The organism is Saccharomonospora cyanea NA-134, assembly GCF_000244975.1.
In the GTDB taxonomy this organism is placed as follows: Bacteria; Actinomycetota; Actinomycetes; order Mycobacteriales; family Pseudonocardiaceae; genus Saccharomonospora; species Saccharomonospora cyanea.
This window is the reverse complement of sequence record NZ_CM001440.1, coordinates 2,993,511-3,014,546: the sequence shown is the minus strand read 5'-3', so window position 1 is coordinate 3,014,546 and position 21,036 is coordinate 2,993,511. Positions and strand designations below refer to the sequence as shown.

The window sequence follows — 21,036 nt, the reverse complement described above, 5'->3', positions numbered from 1 at the left end:
GTGACATCGCCGGTGTGGTTGGATTCGGCAAGAGGCAGACCGCAGCGCGGGAGCTGCCGTGACAGTGCGACGTCCATGGCTGTGACACGCGGAAGGGCAACACGATGAGCGCGCCGTACGGAGGCAACAACCCCGCGCAGTGGGGTCAGCAACCGCCCGCGGACCCAGCGTCCGGTGGGTTCCCCCAGTCCGGTGGATACGGCCAGCAACCCACCTACGGCCAGCCCGCCTACGGCACTTCACACGGTCAACAGCCGCAGTACGGTCAGCAGCCCGCCCCGAACCCGTACGAGGGAGCGGGTGCGGGCGCCTATGGCCAGCAGGCCGCGTATCCGCAGCAGGGTCAGCAGGGTCAGTACGGCGCCTACGGGCAGGGCTACGGCCAGCAGCCCACGTACGGTCAGCAGCCTGCCTACGACCAGCAGGCCGCCTACGGCCAGCAGGCCAGCTACGACCAGCAGGCCGCCTACGGTCAGCAACCCGCCTATGGTCAGCAGCCGGGTGGCGCGCAGCCGGGCAAGTCCGGCGGCGGCAAGAAGCTCTGGATCGGCATCGGGGCGGCCGTGGTCGTGGTCGCCGCCGCGGCCGTGGTGTTGTTCTGGAAACCCGGCCTGCTCAACACCAGGACCTTCGACGAGCAGAGCGTCGAGCAGTCGGTGCAGGACCTGTTGGTGAAGGAGTACGGCTACCCGGACACCAGCCAGGTCGACTGCCCGGACGGCCAGCCGGTCGAGAAGGACCACACCTACACCTGTGGCGTCACGGTAGAGGGCGAACAGCAGACCGTGAAGATCACGGTCACCAGTGACGAGGGGCACTACAACGTCGACAGGCCCACGCCGAAGGGCTGACGCGGAATAACCTGTGGTGCGCACCCCGCCCCGCACGACAGGATCGACCCATGAACGATGTTGTGGTCCGCGCCCTGCGCGACGACGAGTTCCGTGCGGCGCACACGCTGTTCCGTGCCGCTCTCCACGCCGGTCCGGCGACCGACGAGCAGTGGGAGCGCGTCCGGGGTGTGTACCAGCCGGGCCGGGCGCTCGGGGCGTTCGACGAGCACCTGATCGGCACCGCGAGGTCGACCGACGCTGAACTCGTCGTGCCCGGGGGAACCCGCTTACCGATGGCGGCGGTCACCGGGGTCGGGGTCCGCGCCGACCGCACCAGGCGCGGGGTGCTGACAGCGTTGATGCGTCACCAGCTCACCGAGTTCGCCGAGCGCGGAGTCACCGCCGCCGTCCTGTACGCGACGGAGGGCGTGATCTACGGCCGGTTCGGCTACGGCATCGCCAGCCGGATGCGTGACTGCACCGTGTACCGGGAACGTGCGCGGCTGCGGCCCGGTGTGCCCGAAGGCGGCGAGGTGGAACTGCTCACCGTCGACGAGGCCGAACGGCGGCTGCCCGACGTGTACGCGCGGATACCGCTGCGGCCGGGCATGATGACCCGGACCGAGCGGTGGTGGCCCGGTATGTTCTCGCACCTGCGCCAGAGCGAGGGGAACGTCGTCACGGTGGTGCACCACGGTACGGACGGGCCGGACGGGTTCGCCGTCTACCGGGTCGACCGTGACTCCGGCATGTCCGGGACGATGAACGTGATCGATCTACACTACGCCGACGCCTCCGCCTTCGCCGGTCTGTGGCGATTCCTGCTCTCGGTCGACCTGGTCGGCGAAATCACCGTGCGGAACCGCGGCCTGGACGAGCCGCTGGAGTTGCTGTTCACCGATCCCCGGGCCTGCGAGACGAGGACGGTCGCCGACGAGTCGTGGCTGCGGCTCGTGGACGTCGAGGCCGCCCTGACGGCCCGCACCTGGCACGGTGAGCCGGTGGTGCTGGAGGTCACCGATCCGGTGCTGGAGAACAACACGGGCCGCTACCGCGTCGGCCCGGACGGCGTGGAACGCACTGACTCGGCCCCGGACGCCTGCCTCGACGTGGACGCTCTTTCGATGGTCTACGCGGGCGGGTGGCGTCCGTCGGCGCTGGTGGCCGCGGGGAGGATCGGGGCCGCGGACACCGTGACGGCGGAACGGCTCGACGAGCTGACCCGGACGCGGTACGCGCCATGGTGCGGTACGTTCTTCTGATCGGTGTCGACGTCGAATGTGGTGGAGTGTCCTGTCGTGCGGGTGCGCGGTGTCGTAGGGCTGTGGTGGGTCACCGTGTCGGTCTGCGCGGCGCTGGCGTTGACGGCCTGCGGCGGTGACGGCGGGGCCCGTGGCGGGGAGGACGCCCCCGCAGCCGTCACCACCGAGAGCTCGGAGCCGCTGTCGATCTCGACGTCACCCAGCTCCTCTCTCTCGTTGACGCCGGTACCTAAGGCGCTCGACGGAGACGCCGTGGAGGAGGCGGTGCGGGCCGTGCTCGCTGGCAGCTACGGCATCGCCGACGTCGAACGCGTCCGTTGCCCCCGGCGGCCTGCCGTGCGCGAGGGCGCCACGTTCGACTGCACCGCCGTCATCGCCGGTGAGAGCCAGCGCATCCCCATCGAGATCCTCGACGACGAGGGCCGCTACGAGGTGGGACTGCCCGTCTGAACGTCGGCCGGACACCGGCCGCATCGCCCCTCAGCCGGGCAACGCGGCCAGCAGGCGGTTCACCGATCCGCCGAGGTTGTAGCGCTCGACCAGTTCGGCCACCCGCTTCGGGTCGGCAGGCGTGGCCGGGACGCGGTCGTCGGCCGACCCGGTCACGGGCGCGCCGGTGGCCACCCGCACCACCAGGGGAGCGGCGGCGAGGTAGTCGGCGGACTCGGCGAGCCTGGTGCGCGTCTTCGGCGGTACGTCGCGGTCGGCGTCGCGTGCCGCGCTCAGCAGCCCCTCCAGCGACCCGAATCGCGTGATGAGCTTCGCCGCGGTCTTCTCGCCGATGCCCGGCACTCCGGGCAGGCCGTCCGACGGGTCGCCGCGCAGTATCGCCATGTCGGCGTAGGCGGCACCCGCGTTCTCCACCGGCAGTGCGTAGCGCGTGGCGACCTCCTCCGGCCCCATCACCTCGGCTCTGGCCCAACCCTTGCCCACGTAGACCACGGACACCGGGCTCGGGTCGTGCCGTACGAGCTGGAACAGGTCACGGTCGCCCGTGACGACCTCGACGGGCCGCTCCGACTCGCGTGACGCCAGCGTGCCGATCACGTCGTCGGCCTCGTAACCCTCGGCCTCGGCGACGGCGATTCCGACCGCCTCCAGCAACTCCAGGATGATCGGTACCTGAGGTGTGAGGGTGTCGGGCACCTCCTCGGTGTCCGCGCCCGTGTCCGTCGTCTCCGCGACGCGGTGTGCCTTGTAACTGGGCAACGCCCGCACCCGGAACTCGGGCCGCCAGTCGGCGTCCAGGCACGCGACCAGACGCGCGGGACGGCGATCGGTGAGCACGCGCGCCACGGTGTCGGCGAACCCGCGTACGGCGTTCACCGGGGTGCCGTCCGGGGCGGTCATCGACTCGGGCAGCGCGAAGAACGAACGGAAGTAGAGGCTCGCGGCGTCGAGCAGCACCAGGGGGGCGGTCACGCGCCAAGCCTGCCACACCGGGCCGGTGGGGGTGCGGGCGCTCGACCTGCCACAGGGCTAGGCTTTCCGCCATGTCGCGTCGTTCACTGCACACCCCCGCTCCCGATGCCGCCACGTTGCGCGCGCGAATCGACCGTGCCCGTGCTGCCGCGGCCGACGCCGCCACGGACGCACTGTTGATCGGGCCCGGATCCGATCTGCGGTACCTGATCGGGCAGGCCGGCGGTTCGTTCGAGCGCCTGTCCGTGCTGCTCGTCCCCGCGACCGACTCGATCCCCACGCTGGTGCTGCCCGCGCTGGAGGCTCCCGGTTACGCCGACGTGCCCACCGACGACCTCGGGGTCGACGTGGTGACGTGGGTCGACGGGGAGGACCCGTACCGGATCGTGGCCGACCGGCTCGGCAGGCCCGGCCGGGTGGCGGTGAGCGACACGATGGCCGCCCTCCACGTGCTGCGGCTGCGCGACGCCGTGGCCGGTGCCGAGCAGACGCTCGCCGGTCCTGTGCTGCGGGAGCTGCGCATGTGCAAGGACGCGGCCGAACTCGCGGCCCTGCGCCGAGCCGCCGAGGCCATCGACCGGGTACACGCCCGCATGGGCGAGTGGCTGCGGCCCGGCCGCACCGAAGCCGAGGTGGGCGCCGACATCACCGAGGCCATCGTCGCGGAGGGCCACACGCACGCCGACTTCGTGATCGTCGGTTCCGGTCCCAACGGCGCCAGCCCGCACCACGACGTGTCCGACCGTGTGATCGAGCCCGGCGACGTCGTCGTGGTCGACATCGGTGGTCCGATTCCCGAGGGCTACAACTCCGACTCGACCCGCACCTACGCGGTCGGGGAGCCCGCCGCCGAGATCGCCGAGGCGTACGCGGTGCTCCAGCGCGCCCAGGAGGCAGCGGTGCGGACGGTACGGCCCGGCGCCACGGCCCACGAGGTGGACGCCGCGGCACGGGACATCCTGACCGAAGCGGGGCTGGGCGAGCTGTTCATCCACCGCACCGGTCACGGCATCGGCCTCGACGTGCACGAGGAGCCCTACATCATGAGCGGCAACGATCTGCCACTGCAGCCCGGTATGGCGTTCAGCGTCGAGCCCGGGGTGTACCAGGCGGGGAAGTGGGGCGCGCGGATCGAGGACATCGTCGTGGTCACGGCGGACGGAGTGGAGCCGTTGAACACGCGGCCGCACGAGCTCGTCGTGCTGCCGGCATGACCAGCGGGGGACTGGAGCCGCTCGACCGGGCCATCGTGCGGGAGCTGTCGGCCGACGGTCGCCGCAGTTTCACCGACCTGGCCGAGCGGGTCGGACTGTCGGTGTCGGCCGTGCACCAGCGGGTGCGCAGGCTGGAACAGCGTGGCGTCATTCGCGGGTACACCGCTCGGCTCGACGGGGAACAGATCGGACTGCCGCTGACGGCGCTGATCTCGCTGACGCCGAACGACCCCGCGGCCCCCGACGACTACCCGCAGCGGCTGGAGCACATCTCCGAGATCGAGTCCTGCTACTCGGTGGCCGGTGACGAGTCCTACGTGCTTCTCGTGCGGGTTGCGTCGCCCCTGGCGCTGGAGGACCTGTTGCGGCGAATCCGGGAAGCGGCCAAGGTCTCCACTCGCACCACCGTCGTGCTGTCCACGCCGTTCGAAGGGCGCTCGCCGACCCTGTGAGCCTCCCCCACCCAGGGGTGTTCCGCGCTACCATGGTCGCCATGGCAACGCGGAAGGTGACGGTGTCGCTGGACGACGGTGTGCTGGCGTTCGCCGAACAGGCGGCCAAGGCCCACGGGGTCTCGGTGTCGGCATGGCTGTCCAGAGCCGCGCGCCGCGAGGCCGTACGCACCGGTTTCCGGGTGCCCGACCTGGTCGGGCACCGTCGGGCTGCCGAAGAGGCGGCGTCGCGGGACGAGGCCGAGCTGGCCGCCGCGCTGGAGGACCTGCGTGCGCAGGGGTGAGGTCTGGACCTACCATCCACCTTCAGAACAGGCCCGAGCACGGCAGATGGTGCTGCTGTCGTCCGACGGTGTCAACGACTCCGACCGGCCGTGGTTGCTGGGTACCGAGCTGCTGGACCGCGACCCCCACGACATCCTCGGGGTGGCCGTCGACGGGCGCTACTGGGTCTCGACGGTCAACGTGACGCGGCTGTACCGGCCGTGGCTGCGGGAGTGTGTCGCCGAGATCGACACCGAGGTTCAGGAGCAGATCGACAGCGCGTTGCGAGCCGCCCTCGACCTCTGACGGCGTGTCCGCAGCCTGTGAACGCGTGTCCGCACCTTGCGGACGCGTGTTCGTAGTTCGGGCACGGATGTCCGCGGTCACTGCTCGCTCAGCTCCCCGCGAGCGACTGCAGCGACGGTGCGGCGTGCAGGTGGCCGTCCGCGCCCTCCAGACAGGCGGCCTCCCGGTCGTTGGTGGCGAGGAACTCGCTCATACACCGGGCCACCTGCGCGTGTCCGGCGGCGTTCGGATGGAACGACTCCTGGAGTGCGTGGCTCGCGCGTTCCGCTTCCTCCAGGTCGTCCCAGCGCACCGTGAACCGGGTGAACCACTCGTCCTCGGCGTCGTCGCCGCCGCTGCACGCCTCGTGCCCGACACCGGCACGCGACAGGTCGAGGAAGCGAACGTCGGCCTGCCGGGCGGCGCCTCGCAGCGCCTCCGACAGCTCGACCGCACCGGTCTCGGCCACCCACCGCAGGTCGTCGGTGCGGAACGGGCAGCCGTTGAGGTTGCGCCACTCCTCCGGGATGCCGGGTCCGATGGGGGAGGCGTACGACTGGAGGACGAGTTCGTAGTCCGACCGCTCGTAGCCCGCCTCCTTCAGCACCTGCTTGACGTCGTCGAGCGCGGCCACGACCTTGGGCACCATGGCGTCGAGCCGCTGCTGCCAGTCCTGTTTGATCCTGGCGCTGCACGGCGAGCCCTGTTGCAGGAACCACGAGGTGAAGCACTCGGAGATCAGTCGGGAGAAGTGAGGTTCGTCGTTGGCTCCGATCGCGACGACCACTGCCGTGACCCGGTGGTCGTCGAGCAGCTCGCGTAGCCGGCCTGCCTGGGACGGTTCGGTCCACTGCTCGACGTCGCCGAGCGCGACGTGGCCCGACGGTGCTCCGGAACAGGCGAGGTTGACCGACTCGGTGACGCCGGTGAGCTCGATCTGATGCACCATCGCATGCGGGGAGCGGTGGCACCAGTTACCGCCCCTGCCGTCGGTGTCGGGTGTGTAGTCGCCCGCACCTTCGCCGGACAGCGTGCTGTCACCCAGCGAAACGACGGTCAGCGGGCCGGTCCCGGGAGGCCCGGGCCGCTCGACGGGAGACTCAGGACCAGGGCCGGTGAAGACGAACACGGCGACCAGAACGGCGACGGCCGCGAGTGCCAACGCGCTGAGCACCCACCGAGACCTGCGCACGGTCGATCATTCTACGCGAAAAGGGTTCGCTCGTGCCGGGGCCGGCATGGCAGCATTCCGGCGTCCACGCCCGAGTCCATGTCTGGGGGATGCGCCGTGTTCGACCGCCGACCCGTGCTGGTGTTCGACGCCGACGACACCCTGTGGGAGTGCAACGTCGTGTTCGAGCGGGCCATCGACGACTTCTGCGGCTGGCAGGCACGGCCCGGACTCGACGCGGCGGACGTGCGGGAACTGCTCGTCGAGGTCGAGCGCGCCAACACGGCCCGGCACGGCTACGGTGCCTCGGTGTTCCTGCGCAGCCTCGGTGACTGCCTGGAACGGATCCACCAGCGGCCCGCCACCCCGGAGGAACGCGACCACCTGCGGCGACTGGCGGAAGCGGTGCTGGACTGCCGCATCGAACTGATCCCCGACGTGGCCGAGACCCTCGGGACGCTGCAGGAGCGGTACCCACTTCTGCTGCTGACCAAGGGGGCCACGGACGACCAGTGGCGCAAGCTCGACCATTCCGGGCTGCGCGGGTACTTCCAGGCTGTTCACGTGGTGCGGGAGAAGGACGCCACCACGTACTCCTGGCTTGCCGAGCGGTACGGGTTGGATCCCGCGTCGACGTGGATGGTGGGCAATTCGCCCGCCTCCGACATTCTGCCCGCACTGGCCGTCGGCATGGGCGCGGTGTACGTGCCGAACGACAACACGTGGGTGTTGGAGCACGCAGAGCTGGATCCCGATGCGGAACGTCTCGTGACGTTGGAGCGGTTCGGTCAGCTGCTCGACCACTTCTGACCTGCGCGGGAAGCCACGCGGAGTGATCGCCTCGCGGTCACTCGCCGCAGTGTCGACGGCTTCGCGAGCGGGATGCGGTCCGGGACGGCTCAGAGCCAGGTGAGGGCGGCGACGATCAGGGAGGCGAGCACCACCGGGTCGACCGCCGACTGCGGCATGGACCCGTGGGCACCGCGCCCGTGCACGGTGATGCGCATGCTGTCGCCTGCCGCCAGCGTAGGGCCGGAGTTGGTGGCCGCCTGACCCGCCGGCAGCGGCAGGACGTGCTTGCCCGAGCGCGACATCGGGCCGAGGAACGAGCCGTTCGAGGCCATCCTCGACCATGCTCCGCGCTCCGTCGGCGGCCTCCTCGGCGGGTTGGAACACCGCGATGACGGTGCCGTTCCAGTGGTCGGTGCCCGAGGCCAGCAGGCGAGCCGCGCCCAGGAGGCAGGTGACGTGCACGTCGTGGCCGCAGGCGTGCATGACGGGAGTCCCGTCGGCCGTCACGGTGCTGGCGTTGGGCAGGCCGGTGGTCTCCCGGACTGGTAGGGCCTCCATGTCGGCACGGAGCAGGACCGCGGGCCCGTCACCGTTCGCCAGCACTCTCACGACACCGGTGCCGCCGACTCCGTCGTGGACTTCGTAGCCGGGCTCGCGCAGTCGCTTGGAGACCTCCGACGCGGTGCGGTGCTCCTGGTGCGGCAACTCGGGGTGGGCATGCAGGTCCCGGCAGACGTCTTCCTGCCGGTCCCGGACACTCTCCAGGCCGGTGAGGATGGCCGGTACACGAGAGTCGACCGGCATGTGCCCTCCCGCGGAACGGCCCGAGCCGGGCGGGTGGTTGGGGTGCTCATGCCGCACCACGTCCAGCATGCACTCGGGGCTGCCGATGCGCATCGCGGTGCGGTGTCGCCTGCCTCAGGTGCCGGTTTCGTCGCCGTCCTCGCGGCCGCGTCGTCTACGCCGCCACGTTCCGAAGTCCTCGGCGCTGGATCGGAAGCCACGTTCGCGGGTGCGGGGCACCCGCAGGTTGTAGCGGACGCCGAGCAGCCGGATGACGAGAGCCACCGCTGCCGGGACGAGCGAGCCGACGAGGCCGTGGACTCCGATGCCGATGGCCGCTGCCGTGAGGACGGCGCCGACGAGAGCGGGAACGGCGTAGAAGTCACTGGTCAGGACCGAGGGGATCCGCAGGACGGCCACGTCCCGCAGCGTTCCGCCGCCCACGGCCGTGATCACGCCGAGGAGAACCGCCTGCACGCTTCCCAGCCCGGCGTCGAGGGCCTTGCTGGTGCCGGTCACACAGAACACGCTCAACCCGACGGCGTCGAAGATGGTGATGAGCCGGGTGTAGCGCTCGAGTTCCACGCTCAGCAGGAACGCGACGAGCGCGCCGCCCGCGGCCAGTGCGAGGTAACGCACGTCGCCGAAGGTCGCCGGGGGGACGTTGATCAGGATGTCCCGGAGGATCCCACCGCCCAGTGCGGTCATCATGCCCAGCACCAGCACGCCGACCAGGTCCAGCCGGGCGGCCCGCGCGGCGGTGAGGGCGCCGTTCAGGCCGAACGCGAACGTGCCTAGCAGATCGAGGGTGAGGATGACGGGCGATTGGAGCATACCGCCAGTCTGGGGGCCGGCTCTGCCGCGTTGCCTGCGGGCACCGGCTTCGGAGTCCACAGCACGGCTCGGGACAGTCGTGTTCCGCTGATCACTGTCCGCACCGGAGCGGGTGCCGTCAGCGGCCGCGGAGCTGCGGACCGTGCTGGAGGTTCAGCGCGGACACGCAAGTGGGACGACCTACCCGCCTACGCCGAGGCCGACGAGACCTCCATCGGCACCATCGTGATGGTCGGTGGTAACGCGCTGTTTCCGCGTTTCTACGCGGCTCCGGCCGACAGACAGCGGCGGACGAGCAGGTACGCCCTCATGCCGGTCCCGGAACAGTCGCCCGTGGTGCTCCGTGAGCACGCCGAGCGGCAGGTCGAGTTGGTCGGCTGGACCAGCACGCCACCGAGTATGTGGGCGGCTGGGTCGGGCGGGTTCCACGCCCGTCACTCGGGGCGGCAGCGCTCGCCTGCACGGTCCTCACCTGGCGTGACACCCGGGAAGGTTCGAAAACGACGTGACGGGTACTCGTCGCGCACGAGTGCCGGATCGACCGGGGAGAAACATGGCCGACCGCATCGCGGACATCTGGGGAACACGCACGCCACACGCGAAGGACACGCCGTGGCCGGTCCGGGTGGACCTCCACCTCGACGAGGGGCTGGCCCCGTCGGACGTCGACGCCTGGGTGCAGTCGGCGTGCGTGTTGTGCAGCAACGGTTGCGCGTGCGACATCGCGGTGAAGGACGGCCGCATGGTCGGGATTCGCGGCCGCGCGGGCGATGTGGTCAACCACGGACGGTTGGGCCCCAAAGGACTGTACGGATCCTGGCAGTGGAACCGGACGGACCGGTTGACCCGTCCGCTCGTGCGGAGTGACGGGCGGCTTCAGGAAACGGACTGGGACACGGCCATGAGCCTGATCGTCCGCCGCTCGCGTGAGCTGCTGGACGAGACAGGGCCCCTGTCCCACGGGTTCTACACCAGCGGTCAGCTGTTCCTGGAGGAGTACTACACCCTCGGCGTGATCGGCAAGGCCGGTCTGGGGACGCCGCACATGGACGGCAACACGCGGCTGTGCACGGCGACGGCCGCCGCCGCCCTGAAGGAGACCTTCGGCTCCGACGGGCAACCCGGCAGCTACTCCGACATCGAGTCCTGCGACGCGCTGTTCCTCTTCGGACACAACATGGCCGAGACGCAGACGGTGTTGTGGGCTCGGGTACTGGACCGGCTCCACGGAGCCGACCCGCCCGTCGTCGTCGCCGTCGACCCCCGGCGCACACCGGTGACCGAGGCGTGCGCGCAGAGCGGGGGAGTGCACCTGGCCCCGTTGCCGGGGACCAACCAGGCCCTCATGAACGGCCTCATCCGAGAGATCATCACACGCGGGTGGATCGACCACGACTACGTCGCCGCGCACACGCTCGGCTACGACGAACTCGCGGCCACCGTGGAGCCGTACACGCCGGAGCACGTGGCGCGTATCTGCCGGATCGATCCTCATGACGTGCGGCGGGCGGCCGAGGTGTTCGGCACCTCCGACCGTGTGCTGTCCACCGTGCTGCAGGGTTTCTACCAGTCGCACCAGGCCACGGCCGCGGCCTGCCAGGTCAACAACCTGCACCTGCTCCGCGGACTCCTCGGCAGGCCGGGGTGCGGGATCCTGCAGATGAACGGGCAGCCCACCGCCCAGAACACCCGCGAGGCCGGTGCGGACGGTGACCTGCCAGGCTTTCGGAACTGGGACAACCCGGAGCACATCCAGCAGCTCGCCGAGCTGTGGAACGTGGACCCGCTGACCATTCCGCACTGGGCTCCACCCACCCACGCCATGCAGATCTGGCGTTACGCCGAGCAGGGCTCGATCCGGTTCCTGTGGATCTCCGCCACCAACCCGGCTGTGTCGCTCCCCGAACTGCCGCGGATCCGGGAGATCCTCGCCAAGGAAGACCTGTTCGTCGTCGTTCAGGACGGTTTCCTCACCGAGACCGCCGAGTACGCGGACGTGGTGCTGCCCGCGGCGCTGTGGGGGGAGAAACAGGGCACGTTCACCAACGTCAACCGCACCGTGCACCTGTCGGAGAAGGCAGTGGAGCCACCCGGAGAAGCACGCTCCGATCTCGACATCTTCCTCGACTACGCCCGTCGTATGGACCTGCGAGACCGCGACGGCGACCCGCTGATCAAATGGAGCGACCCGGAGAGCGCGTTCGAGGCGTGGAAGGAGTGCAGCCGAGGGCGGCTGTGCGACTACACAGGCCTGTCCTACGACAGGTTGCGCGGCGGCAGCGGTATCCCGTGGCCGTGCAACGACGAGTACCCGGACGGCTGTGACCGCCTGTACGCCGATGCCGTGTTCCCCACGCACGCGGACGTGTGTGAGAGCTACGGTCGTGACCTGCTCACCGGCGGCACCACCTCACGGTCGGAGTACCACGCGCTGCGCCCGGAAGGCCAGGCGTTGCTCAGGTCCGCGGAGTACGTGTCTCCGCCCGAACAAGCGGGTGGGGACTACCCGTTCGTGTGCACGACCGGGCGTACCGTCTACCACTTCCACACCCGCACCAAGACCGGCCGCTCCCGTCGGCTCCGCCGCGCGGCGCCGGAGCCGTGGGTCGAGTTGTCGGAGCGCGACGCCGCCGAACTGGGTGTCGCCGAGGGGGACGTGGTCAGCGTCGAGTCCCGGCGCGGCCGCGTGGAGCTGCCCGTACGCGTCGGCCGGGGACGCGACGGAGTGGTGTTCCTGCCGTTTCACTACGGCTACTGGGACAGCGGCGCGGACGGACACACCCGGGCGGCCAACGAGCTCACCCTCACCGACTGGGACCCGGTGTCCAAACAACCGCTCTACAAGCTCAGCGCCGTGCGCGTGACCAAGCTCGCCGACGGCGCCGGACCCGCTCCCGCCCCCACCACCACGGCCTCCGCGCCACACGATCCGGCCGGTGTCACGGCGACCTCGGGAAACGACGATGTGGCAGAAGACGTGGCGGTCACGGAACCGCCGCCACCAGCGCCGACACCCGACCGAACCCCCAACGTGCCGCACCACTCGTGAACGGGCGAACCTATGCACCTGGCTACCTACCTGGGTCTGCTCCACACGTCGTTGAACACGCTCGCCGACGCGTTCCGCGAGGTCTCACGCGGGCACGGTGAGGAGCCCGACGTGTGGCACCTCTGCCGGCTCCTCGCCGGGCGGACCGACCGGCAGGCAGAAGCTCTGAAACCGCTCGTGGAACGCTATGGCGAACACCGCGAGGCCGAACCCGAGCGCCTGCACGCGGCGGGGCTGGAACACACGCGCAGCGGACCCGTCGGGCTGCTGCGCGACCTGCAGGACCTTCACATGCTGGCCAGCCTCACCGACATGACCTGGACCGTCGTGGGGCAGGCCGCTCAGGGGCTGCGCGACCGGGAACTGCTCCACGTCATCGACACCTGTGAACCGGAGACCAGGCGCCAGCTCGTCTGGCTGCGCTCACGGATCAAGCAGGCCGCGCCGCAGGCCCTCATCGCGGCGAGGTGAAGACCGTGCACGACGAACCCGGCGGTGCCCTGGGCGCCGCGCAACGCCGAGCCGGGCGGGGTGGTGCCGCTGCCTACGCGTTCGCGACGTGTCTGGCGGTGACGAGCGCCGTCGGCGCGATCGCGCTGGTCGTCAAGCAGCCGTACCTGTTCCCCAGCCTCGGTCCCACCGTCATGCTGTTCTTCGAGTCCCCCCTGCAGAAGTCGGCCGCACCGCGCAGCACCCTCGTCGGTCACGGCGTAGCGATCCTGGCGGGCATCGGTTGCCTCGCGCTCCTCGGCCTGACCGCACATCCCTCCGTGACCGAGGAAGGGGTGACGGGACCACGGATCGTGGCCGCGGCGTTGTCCGTGGCGCTCACCGCGTTCGTCCTGCGGCTGCTGGACTGCCCGCATCCTCCGGCCGGCGCGACGACCCTCATCATCAGCCTCGGCTTGCTGACGTCGGTCGTGGACATAGCGGTGGCCGTGGTGCTGGTGACCGTACTCGGGGTGGCCGTCAACCGGGTGCTGGGAGTCGGACAGTCACTGTGGCGATGACACCGGGGTGATGACGTTGTCGCCGGAGCGCTTCGCGGCCACCGGCCACGATCCGGCAGCGGCGTGAGCAGCCGGCGTCGGGGGAGGCAGTTGTGGGTAGGCAGTCGTGGATGGGTACAGGAAGGACGTTCGGCCGGTGGAGGTGGGAATGCTCAAGAAGAACGTCGCGGACGGCATTCACTGCGTCGAGGATTCCCATGTCAACTGGTTCATCGTCGAGGCAGGGAACAAGCTGACCATCGTCGACGCCGGGTTGCCCACGTCGTGGCGTTCACTGCAGCAGGCGCTCGGCGAACTCGGACGCCGACCGCGGGACATCGAGGCGCTGGTGCTGACCCACGGTCACTTCGACCACCTCGGGTTCGCCGAACGGTTGCGTTCCGAGGTGGGCGTGCCCGTCTACATCCACGAGAACGACCTGCCGTTGACCCGGCACCCACGGCAGTACGGTCGTGCCCGCCCACTGACGTGGTACCTGCTGACCCAGTTCAGGGCGCTGCCCTTGGTCGCCGGATTCGTGGCCAACCGGGCATGGTGGCCCAAACCGATCAAGCGGGTCCACCGGATCCGTGAGGACACGCTGCCGGTGCCGGGCGAACCACGAGTGCTGTTCACTCCGGGGCACACGTTGGGGCACTGCGCGTTCCACTTCCCGGATCGCGATACCGTCATCGCGGGAGACGCCGTGGTGACGCTCAATCCGTATCGAGGTACGAAAGCACCGCAGATCGTCTCCGGAGCGGCCACCGTGGACCCGGAACGTGCCCTGGAGTCGCTGGGTGTGATCGCGGAGACCGGGGCGGGCACGGTGCTCGTCGGACACGGCGAAGCCTGGACCGACGGGGCCGAGCGGCTGGTCGAGCTGGCCCGGCGAAGAGGCCCCTCCTGAGATCCCCTGCCACCTCGGCTGTTCGGTTCGCGGCGGCCGGACGGGCGCGGCGCACCGCTGTACCGGCAGCGGTCCCCGCCCGCGTCGATCCCCGCCGAGGTGCTTGATCGGTTCTTCCAGCGGTGGGAAGTGGCCCGGCCGCGCTCTTTCTCGCCCGCGTCGGCACCACGCGAGGGTCGCTGCTCACAATGGCAGTGACCTTCGGTCGCCGCCGTCTTATCCTCTGTCGATCTCGCCACCAGAGCTGACGAAGGAGTCGATATGGAGGAGTTCCTCGCCGAGGTCAGCAGTGTGGTGTGGGGGCCGTTCCTCCTCATCCCGCTGCTGTTGGGCACGGGCCTGTACCTGACGGTCCGGCTGGGCGGGGTCCAGTTCCTCAAACTCGTTCCGGCGATGAGGCTTGCGTTGTTCAAGCGCCGGGACGAGGGCGCGGACGGTGACATCTCCCATTACCAGGCGCTCACCACCGCCCTTGCCGCGACGGTCGGTGTCGGCAACATCGCCGGTGTCGCCACCGCGATCTACTGGGGTGGTCCCGGCGCGCTGTTCTGGATGTGGGTCACGGCCCTGGTGGGCATGGCGTCGAAGTACTCGGAGGCCTTCCTCGCGGTGCGGTTCCGCACCAAGGACGCCCGCGGTGACATGTCCGGCGGCCCGCAGTACTACCTGGCCAAGGCGATTCCGAACCGGTTCGGGCTCGTGCTCAGTATCGCGTTCGCGGTGTTCGCGGTCCTGGCGAGCTTCGGCATCGGCAACATGACCCAGTCCAACACCGTCGCCGTCTCGCTGGAGAGCTCCTTCGGCGTGCCGGCCTGGACGGTGGGCGTCGTCATCACCGTCGCCGCCGGTGCCGTCCTCGTCGGTGGCATCAAGTGGATCGGCAAGGTCACCGCCGCGTTCGTGCCCTTCATGATCATCGTCTACGTGCTGGGCGCGCTGGCCGTGCTCCTGCTCAACGTCACCGACGTTCCGGCGGCGCTGGGGATGATCTTCACGGACGCGTTCACGGGAACTGCGGCCACGGGTGGCTTCCTCGGCTCGGCTTTCATCATCGCGCTGCAGTACGGCGTCGCCCGGGGGATCTTCTCCAACGAGTCCGGCCTGGGATCGGCGGCCATCGCGGCCGCCGCGGCACAGACCCGCCACCCGGTGCGCCAGGCCATGGTGTCGATGACCCAGACCTTCATCGACACGATCATCGTGGTGACGATGACCGGCCTGGTCATCGTCACGACCGGTGCCTGGAAGCTGGGCACCGAGGGCGCGGAGATGACGGCGGAAGCCTTCACACGAGGGCTGCCAGGCGAGTGGGGTCACTACCTCGTGACCGTGAGCGTGGTGTTCTTCGCCTTCTCGACCATGCTGGGCTGGGCGTACTACGGCGAGCGCTGCGTGGAGCGGCTCGTCGGAGTCAGGGGAGTCATGCCCTACCGGCTGGTGTTCACCGTGGTGATCCTGGTCGGAGCGACCACGGAACTGAGCCTGGTCTGGACTTTCTCCGACGTGATGAACGGTCTGATGGCGTTGCCCAACCTGATCGGGCTGGTGTTGTGCGCCGGGCTGATCGCCCGGGAGACCAGGCAGTACCTCGCGGTGGATCCCGACCTGCTGAACCAACCGCTCGAATCGACCCTGCACGGCACGGACGTCCTGCGTGGTCCCCGTCGCGATCGCGTGGAGTGACCGGCTACCGCAACACGCTGAACCGTGAGGAGCGGGTGCGTGCGGTGAGCCGCAAACCGGCACCGCACGCACCCGCCGAGGACCCGGAGTCCCCGAGTGGATCGCCGCCGACCGGCGAGACACGCCCAACCCGGCACGGCCGTGGGGTGCGTACACGTGACTGACGTGCAGCACGGGTTCGGTTCGCGATGGTGAGTTCCGCGGTGAAGGGTCCCAGTCGTGGGTCTCGGCGCTGTTGCCGGCGCCGACCCTGACCTGTGGTTCCACGACGACGGTCACCGCCTCGGTGTCGGCCACATGGTGGGCGAAGTCACCCGAGGATGCGTTTTCCAGCTGTTACCGTGACTTGTCGACCAGCGTGAACACGGCGGCGATCTCCTGCCGATCCGCTCACGTGGTCGCTCCGCGACGTAGTAGTGAGGTTGCTTACCGTGCCCGCCGACCTGCCCGCCGTCATCGCGGCCACCACCCGATGGCTGCTCCGCGCGTATCCACCCGCTCGGGGAGCGTTCAGCACGGCCCTCGCCGAAGCGCAGGCCCGCCAAGCCGTCACGGTCGCCGCGTGGCTGCGTTATCCGACATCCCTGGACGCTTCTCTGGTGACCATGGTGGGGCCGGGCGGTTCCGCCCACCTGGACCGGGTGACCGGGGTGTCCCCGTCCGACACGGCGGACGAGGACACCGCGTGGCGCACCTGGGTCGACGAGGTGCTCACCAGCTGGGCCGCGTGCCTGCTCGCTGACGGTCGCCTCGCCGCCATGGCGGCCGGGGCTGTGTCCGACTCCGAGCACGTCGCCGGGTCGCAGTGCGACTTCCGCCGTTTGACGAAGCCGGACGAGCGAGACCGGCAAGCCGCTGTTCTACTGCGTCACCCGGACCTGCTCGCGCCTATCGCGGACCTGCACCGGGCGTCACTGCTCCGGCGACTCGACCTGGATTCCGCGGAAGCCGCCTGACCTCCACCGCGGCCGCCGAGTGCCCTCAGCCGTTGAGCGAGCGTCGCGCCACGGGGAAGTCGAAGTAGGTGTCAGGGAACGGCTCGTCGCGCAGGGTGTAGTGCCACCATTCGTTCGGGTAGTTCTCCATTCCCACCGCGGCCAGGGTGTCCTTGAGCAGGGTGCGGTTACGCATGGCCTCGTCGGTGATCCGGGGATCGTCCGTGTGCGAAAGGGTGTCGAAGCAATCGAATCCGGTTCCCATGTCGACACTGTTGTCCCCGAACCGTTCGCCTGCCGGGGCGAAGCACGGGCGCAGCGGATCGCCGGGACGGTAACGTTCCTGTGGGTGCGGTGGGATCCGTACCAGCGTCAGGTCGACCGTGCTGCCGCGACTGTGTCCGGAGTGCTCCGCGATGTAGCCGTCCTCGAACAAGGACGATTTCTCGACACGTGGGTAGAACTCGTTCTTCATCCGGTCGTCGTCGAGTCGTTGTGCCCAGCGGACGAAGCTGTCGACCGCGCGCTGCGGGCGGAAGCAGTCGTAGACCTTGAGCGTGTAACCCTGGGCCAGCAGCCTTCGCTGAGCCTCTCGCAGCGCCAGCGCGGTCGGTCGCGTGACGATGCACAGTGGTTCGCGATAGCCCGTTATCGGCCGACCGACGAAGTTGTGCGATCCGTGGTAGCGGATCTCTTCGATGATCGTCGGGGCGACATCACGCAGCGCGACGAACTCCTGCGGTGCTTCCGGATGCCCGGTCGATGTGGCGGCATTGGCGACCGGGGTGGGAGTGACGAGCGCCGTGACGGCGGCGAGGGTTGCCAGCAGGGTCCGACGGAACACGAAACGCATTGCACCGTCTTACCTGTCGGATCAGGGGTGGGCAATGCGCCGTAAGTGTGTTTCGTGGGTTCGTACGCATGTGGACGGACTGCTTCACAGGCGGAGGTGAGGAGTCGGTAGGCCACCGTGAACAAGCGTGGGCGCTGCGCCTCGAACTCCCGCAAGTCCTCTGGCTGGAGCATGAGCCGGGTATGTGGAGTCCGCCGTGGACATACGTCCGGATTCGCCGTACGAGCCCTGGAAGTACGCCCGACCGGGCGGGAGAGCGGGCTCGCGACCCTCCCGCCCGGCGACGTGCCTACCTGACGGCGGCGAGAGCGTCCACGAGCCCGTGGCCGTAGAACGAGTTGTACGAGGTGGGGCCGGTGCACTCGTCGGCGTCGCCACAGGGCACGCTGTCCGCCTTGGCCCGCAGCAACGCCGAGACGGCCTGCGGCGGGATGCCGGGGTGCCGGCTGGCGATCAGCGCGGCCACTCCGGCGGCGTGCGGCGCGGCCATGGAGGTGCCGCACTTGGTGCCGTACTGTCCGCCGAACACGCTGGACAGCGTGCAGCCCGACTCCGCGCCCGGCGGCAGTTGGGCACGGTCACCGCCAGGAGCTGTCACGTCGATCTGGCGGGTGCCGTAGTTGCTGTACGAGGACTTGGTGCCTTCGTAGCCGACGGCCGAGACGGTCACCACCCCGTCGAGCCCCTTGGGCAGGATGGCGCAGCTGGAGTCCACCGGGTGCTGCCGGTTGGGGTCGCTCGCCGGGGGATCGGCGAGGTCGAAGCCGCTGTTGCCTGCCGCGGCGACGTTGAGCACGCCCTGCCGCTGGGAGTAGGAGACCGCACGCCGCACGGCTTCGTAGGCCGCGGAGTCACCCGGCTGCTCCGGGCAGTAGAACATCCCGGGGTCGACGTAGTAGCTGTTGTTGGTCACCTCGAAGCCCTGTTTGGCGGCCCACATGAAGCCGCAGACCGCCGCCTCCGGGAAGATGTAGCCGTCGTCGTTGACGACCTTCACCGACGCCATCCGTACGCCGGGAGCGACACCGGTGAAACCACGGGTGTCGTCCTTGCCCGCGATCGTGCCCGCGACGTGCGTGCCGTGGTCGGACGTCGTCGGGGCCCACGCGGCGGGGTCGGTGTCGGGTGCGCCGGTGTTGCAGCCGGCGGAGGCCGCCGGATCGAGTGAGTGGGCCAGCGCAGGGTGGGTGGGTTCGATGCCGGAGTCCAGTACGCCCACCGTGACCGACCGGCTGCCCTCGTTGATCGCGTTCGCCTGCGGCGCCTTGATCATGCGCATGTCCCACTGCTCCGCGGCGAGGTCAGTGGTCGTGACCACCTCGGTGGTCTCTTCGTTCTCCAGCTCGGTCCGGGCCTGCGCACGCGCTGCCGCGGCCCCGGAGGTGGCCGGTTCGGCGACCTCCCGGGAACCGGAGTAGGCGCGGTAGACGCCGATCCGGTCGGCGAAGTCGGCGTTCCGGGAGCTGGCCACGGCCACGCCGATCTCCGGGTAGTAGGCGACCCGGCTCCCACACTTCGCTGTCAGCTCGGCATCGACCCTGGCCTGTGGCGTGCGCGGCTGGTACAGCACCACGTAGTTGTACGGGGCGCTCGTCGTGTCGCACTCCGCCGTCGCGGCAGGCGCGTCGGGTGCGGCGGCCGCCACGGGAGCGGCCAGCACACTGCCGACGCCGACCGCCAGGGCGGTGGGCAGCAGCAAGGATCTGAAGCGGGACATGCAACCTCCGGCTCTGGTTTCGAACAGCGATGTTCGAACTCACACATTCGGGTGCACTTTAGACAAAAGCGGGCCGGTTGCCTGCCATCGAAAGTCGTAGGCCGAATGGCCTATGCGGGGCGCGAACGCCCCGCCGAGGAGTGGCCGTTGCCGGTCCTGGCGGGCGTTCCTCGCGTTCCGGTCGTCACTGGGCGAGCCGAGGGGCGAGCGCTGCCGCCCTGACCGCGAGCGTCTGCACGCTGGGCGCGACGAACGACGTGCCGCTTTCGAAGGCGCCGAGAACGAAGATCCTTTCGTCACGAGGGGTGAGCCCCCCGTCCTCACCGGTCACGGCCACCCCGGACTCACGCAGCGACGCGACGAGCACCTCCGAACGTTGCGGCACGGAGTGGGCCACCGGGTTGACGGCGTTGACGACGATGTCGGGCGCGAACTCGTCAGCCCCGTGCACGCGGAACCCGTGGGTGGCCGGCTCGATCTTCACCGTTCCCGCGAGCAGGCGCAGGCGGCCGGAGTCGAACAGCCGCAGCAGGATCTCCGCGTTCCCGGGCACCATCGGTGAGGCGAGGCTGTTGACCGTGCGCAGCGCCTCGTCACGCAACCACGCGCGCTCCTGTGCGGGCAACCGTTGCCACGCGGCGGAGCCGAACATGTGGATTCCGGTGGCGAGCAGCCGCCTCCCCAGATAAGGTGAGTCTACTTCGGACAGTTGTCGGCGAAGGCGATCCACCGGATCCTCGGTGGACGTGAGCTCGGCCGCCAGGGGCGCGAGGTCCTGCCCGTGCTCGGCCAGTTCCGCCTCCATCGCCGTCACGAGACCGGCTACGGTGTCCGGCATCCGTTGATGCGCGAGGTGGTGGAAGGTGAGTGGCATGAGAGTCTGCTGCACCGCGGGCAGCAGGCCGCGTCGCGACAGCATCGTGATCGGCCCGGTGTGGCCGCGATCGGCCAGCGTGACGACGATGTCCACGGCCGTGAGTCCGCTGCCGATCACGGCGATCGACGCCTCCGGTGGAACATCGGCCAGGGTTCGCGCCAGCGGATACGGCTCCAGCACGAAGCCGGGGGCGCCGAGCAGCCCGTAGTGGTCGCGAGGGTGCCCGCCCCCGGCACACAACACCAGTCGATCCGCCGGATACACGCCGCCGCCGGCGGTGCGTACCGTCGCGCGGGCGGCGTCCCACCCGGTCACGCGGTCGGCCACCAGCTCGACCCGCCGGCCGTGCGACCGCAGCCGGGCGATCGCGTCGTCGGCGGACGCCGCGAGGTAGGTGCCGTAGTGCGCCCGCGGCACGATCGGCACGCCCAGCAGTCGGTCGACGTGGTCGTGGCCGCCGTGTTCGGTCAACCAACGGGCGTAGTGCTGCGGGTCGGAGGCCCGCACGGACATGAGCGTCGGCGGCGCGTTGACGCGCACGGCGTCGGCATCCGGTTGGTACGCCCTTCCACGCCACCACGAGGGCGAGTCCTCGAACACCGTGATGCCGCCGGGGCGGTGCTGTGTCAGTGACAGGGCGTCGAGCAGGCTCACGGCCGCCGCGCCCGCTCCGATGATCGCGATTTCCATGCCGACGAGCGTGCTGCGGCT

21 protein-coding genes and 1 pseudogene are annotated in these 21,036 nt (G+C 69.8%); 14 read left to right on the top strand and 8 right to left on the bottom strand.

The window, feature by feature from the left end; all coding sequences use genetic code 11:
• Positions 1 to 104: 104 nt before the first annotated feature.
• From SACCYDRAFT_RS14145 to SACCYDRAFT_RS14135, 3 genes are read left to right on the top strand one after another with little or no spacing between them, the layout of a single operon-like run.
• Positions 105 to 851: a DUF4333 domain-containing protein gene (locus SACCYDRAFT_RS14145; protein WP_005457084.1), complete on the top strand. Its 747-nt coding sequence runs from the start codon at positions 105 to 107 to the stop codon at positions 849 to 851.
• Positions 852 to 901: 50 nt separating this feature from the next.
• Positions 902 to 2,095 carry a GNAT family N-acetyltransferase gene (locus SACCYDRAFT_RS14140; RefSeq protein ID WP_005457083.1) on the top strand — a complete coding sequence of 398 codons (1,194 nt, stop codon included), beginning with the start codon at positions 902 to 904 and terminating at the stop codon, positions 2,093 to 2,095.
• A 36-nt stretch (positions 2,096 to 2,131) separates the two neighbouring features.
• Entirely contained in the window at positions 2,132 to 2,545 is a 414-nt protein-coding gene (locus SACCYDRAFT_RS14135) for a DUF4333 domain-containing protein (RefSeq protein ID WP_005457082.1), read from the top strand.
• 30 nt (positions 2,546 to 2,575) lie between these two features.
• On the opposite strand, the gene SACCYDRAFT_RS14130 is transcribed toward SACCYDRAFT_RS14135, so the two are convergent.
• Positions 2,576 to 3,517, bottom strand: a complete 942-nt coding sequence (locus tag SACCYDRAFT_RS14130; RefSeq protein WP_005457078.1) for a 5'-3' exonuclease — start codon at positions 3,515 to 3,517, stop codon at positions 2,576 to 2,578.
• 71 nt (positions 3,518 to 3,588) lie between these two features.
• On the opposite strand from SACCYDRAFT_RS14130, the gene SACCYDRAFT_RS14125 reads away from it, so the two are divergent.
• From SACCYDRAFT_RS14125 to SACCYDRAFT_RS14110, 4 genes are read left to right on the top strand one after another with little or no spacing between them, the layout of a single operon-like run.
• The gene (locus SACCYDRAFT_RS14125) at positions 3,589 to 4,731 is read left to right on the top strand and encodes a M24 family metallopeptidase (protein ID WP_005457077.1); all 1,143 of its coding nucleotides are present in this window, start codon (positions 3,589 to 3,591) and stop codon (positions 4,729 to 4,731) included.
• Entirely contained in the window at positions 4,728 to 5,183 is a 456-nt protein-coding gene (locus tag SACCYDRAFT_RS14120) for an Lrp/AsnC family transcriptional regulator (RefSeq protein ID WP_005457076.1), read from the top strand. Before SACCYDRAFT_RS14125 ends, SACCYDRAFT_RS14120 begins: the two co-directional genes overlap by 4 nt.
• A 41-nt stretch (positions 5,184 to 5,224) precedes the next feature.
• On the top strand, positions 5,225 to 5,467 hold the full coding sequence (locus tag SACCYDRAFT_RS14115) for a hypothetical protein (protein WP_043537294.1): 243 nt from the start codon (positions 5,225 to 5,227) through the stop codon (positions 5,465 to 5,467).
• Positions 5,454 to 5,753 (top strand): hypothetical protein, encoded by a 300-nt coding sequence (locus SACCYDRAFT_RS14110; protein ID WP_005457074.1) that lies wholly within the window; start codon positions 5,454 to 5,456, stop codon positions 5,751 to 5,753. Before SACCYDRAFT_RS14115 ends, SACCYDRAFT_RS14110 begins: the two co-directional genes overlap by 14 nt.
• Positions 5,754 to 5,841: 88 nt before the next feature.
• Here SACCYDRAFT_RS14110 and SACCYDRAFT_RS14105 read toward each other — a convergent pair whose 3' ends face one another.
• On the bottom strand, positions 5,842 to 6,906 hold the full coding sequence (locus SACCYDRAFT_RS14105) for a GDSL-type esterase/lipase family protein (RefSeq protein ID WP_005457072.1): 1,065 nt from the start codon (positions 6,904 to 6,906) through the stop codon (positions 5,842 to 5,844).
• Between the two features lie 96 nt (positions 6,907 to 7,002).
• Between SACCYDRAFT_RS14105 and SACCYDRAFT_RS14100 the strand changes: the two genes are divergently transcribed.
• Entirely contained in the window at positions 7,003 to 7,713 is a 711-nt protein-coding gene (locus SACCYDRAFT_RS14100; protein ID WP_005457071.1) for an HAD family hydrolase, read from the top strand.
• A gap of 89 nt (positions 7,714 to 7,802) precedes the next feature.
• Here the strand turns inward: SACCYDRAFT_RS14100 and SACCYDRAFT_RS27270 are convergent, their stop codons facing one another.
• The 3 genes and pseudogenes from SACCYDRAFT_RS27270 to SACCYDRAFT_RS14090 all read right to left on the bottom strand — a co-directional run bounded on the left by SACCYDRAFT_RS27270 (position 7,803) and on the right by SACCYDRAFT_RS14090 (position 9,312).
• On the bottom strand, positions 7,803 to 8,027 hold the full coding sequence (locus SACCYDRAFT_RS27270) for a peptidase dimerization domain-containing protein (RefSeq protein ID WP_332306948.1): 225 nt from the start codon (positions 8,025 to 8,027) through the stop codon (positions 7,803 to 7,805).
• A 19-nt stretch (positions 8,028 to 8,046) separates the two neighbouring features.
• Positions 8,047 to 8,253: pseudogene (locus tag SACCYDRAFT_RS27265) on the bottom strand (M20/M25/M40 family metallo-hydrolase); the annotation flags it as partial.
• Positions 8,254 to 8,613: 360 nt separating this feature from the next.
• A complete protein-coding gene (locus SACCYDRAFT_RS14090) occupies positions 8,614 to 9,312 on the bottom strand; it encodes a trimeric intracellular cation channel family protein (RefSeq protein ID WP_043537293.1) in 699 nt (232 codons plus the stop codon).
• Between the two features lie 553 nt (positions 9,313 to 9,865).
• Between SACCYDRAFT_RS14090 and SACCYDRAFT_RS14085 the strand changes: the two genes are divergently transcribed.
• From SACCYDRAFT_RS14085 to SACCYDRAFT_RS14060, 6 genes are all read left to right on the top strand, one after another.
• On the top strand, positions 9,866 to 12,361 hold the full coding sequence (locus SACCYDRAFT_RS14085; RefSeq protein WP_005457069.1) for a molybdopterin oxidoreductase family protein: 2,496 nt from the start codon (positions 9,866 to 9,868) through the stop codon (positions 12,359 to 12,361).
• Positions 12,362 to 12,373: 12 nt separating this feature from the next.
• Complete coding sequence (locus tag SACCYDRAFT_RS14080; protein WP_005457068.1) at positions 12,374 to 12,832, top strand: hypothetical protein; 459 nt, start codon at positions 12,374 to 12,376, stop codon at positions 12,830 to 12,832.
• A 5-nt stretch (positions 12,833 to 12,837) separates the two neighbouring features.
• On the top strand, positions 12,838 to 13,371 hold the full coding sequence (locus SACCYDRAFT_RS14075; protein ID WP_005457066.1) for an HPP family protein: 534 nt from the start codon (positions 12,838 to 12,840) through the stop codon (positions 13,369 to 13,371).
• A 148-nt stretch (positions 13,372 to 13,519) separates the two neighbouring features.
• Entirely contained in the window at positions 13,520 to 14,260 is a 741-nt protein-coding gene (locus tag SACCYDRAFT_RS14070; RefSeq protein ID WP_005457065.1) for an MBL fold metallo-hydrolase, read from the top strand.
• A 261-nt stretch (positions 14,261 to 14,521) separates the two neighbouring features.
• Positions 14,522 to 15,943 carry an alanine/glycine:cation symporter family protein gene (locus SACCYDRAFT_RS14065; RefSeq protein WP_005457064.1) on the top strand — a complete coding sequence of 474 codons (1,422 nt, stop codon included), beginning with the start codon at positions 14,522 to 14,524 and terminating at the stop codon, positions 15,941 to 15,943.
• Between the two features lie 431 nt (positions 15,944 to 16,374).
• Entirely contained in the window at positions 16,375 to 16,899 is a 525-nt protein-coding gene (locus SACCYDRAFT_RS14060; protein WP_005457063.1) for a hypothetical protein, read from the top strand.
• 25 nt (positions 16,900 to 16,924) lie between these two features.
• Here SACCYDRAFT_RS14060 and SACCYDRAFT_RS14055 read toward each other — a convergent pair whose 3' ends face one another.
• The 3 genes from SACCYDRAFT_RS14055 to SACCYDRAFT_RS14045 form a co-directional block, all read right to left on the bottom strand.
• On the bottom strand, positions 16,925 to 17,731 hold the full coding sequence (locus tag SACCYDRAFT_RS14055; RefSeq protein ID WP_005457062.1) for a M15 family metallopeptidase: 807 nt from the start codon (positions 17,729 to 17,731) through the stop codon (positions 16,925 to 16,927).
• 289 nt (positions 17,732 to 18,020) lie between these two features.
• Positions 18,021 to 19,448, bottom strand: a complete 1,428-nt coding sequence (locus tag SACCYDRAFT_RS14050; RefSeq protein ID WP_005457061.1) for a S8 family peptidase — start codon at positions 19,446 to 19,448, stop codon at positions 18,021 to 18,023.
• Positions 19,449 to 19,632: 184 nt separating this feature from the next.
• Positions 19,633 to 21,015 carry an FAD/NAD(P)-binding protein gene (locus tag SACCYDRAFT_RS14045; protein WP_005457060.1) on the bottom strand — a complete coding sequence of 461 codons (1,383 nt, stop codon included), beginning with the start codon at positions 21,013 to 21,015 and terminating at the stop codon, positions 19,633 to 19,635.
• Positions 21,016 to 21,036: the final 21 nt, after the last annotated feature.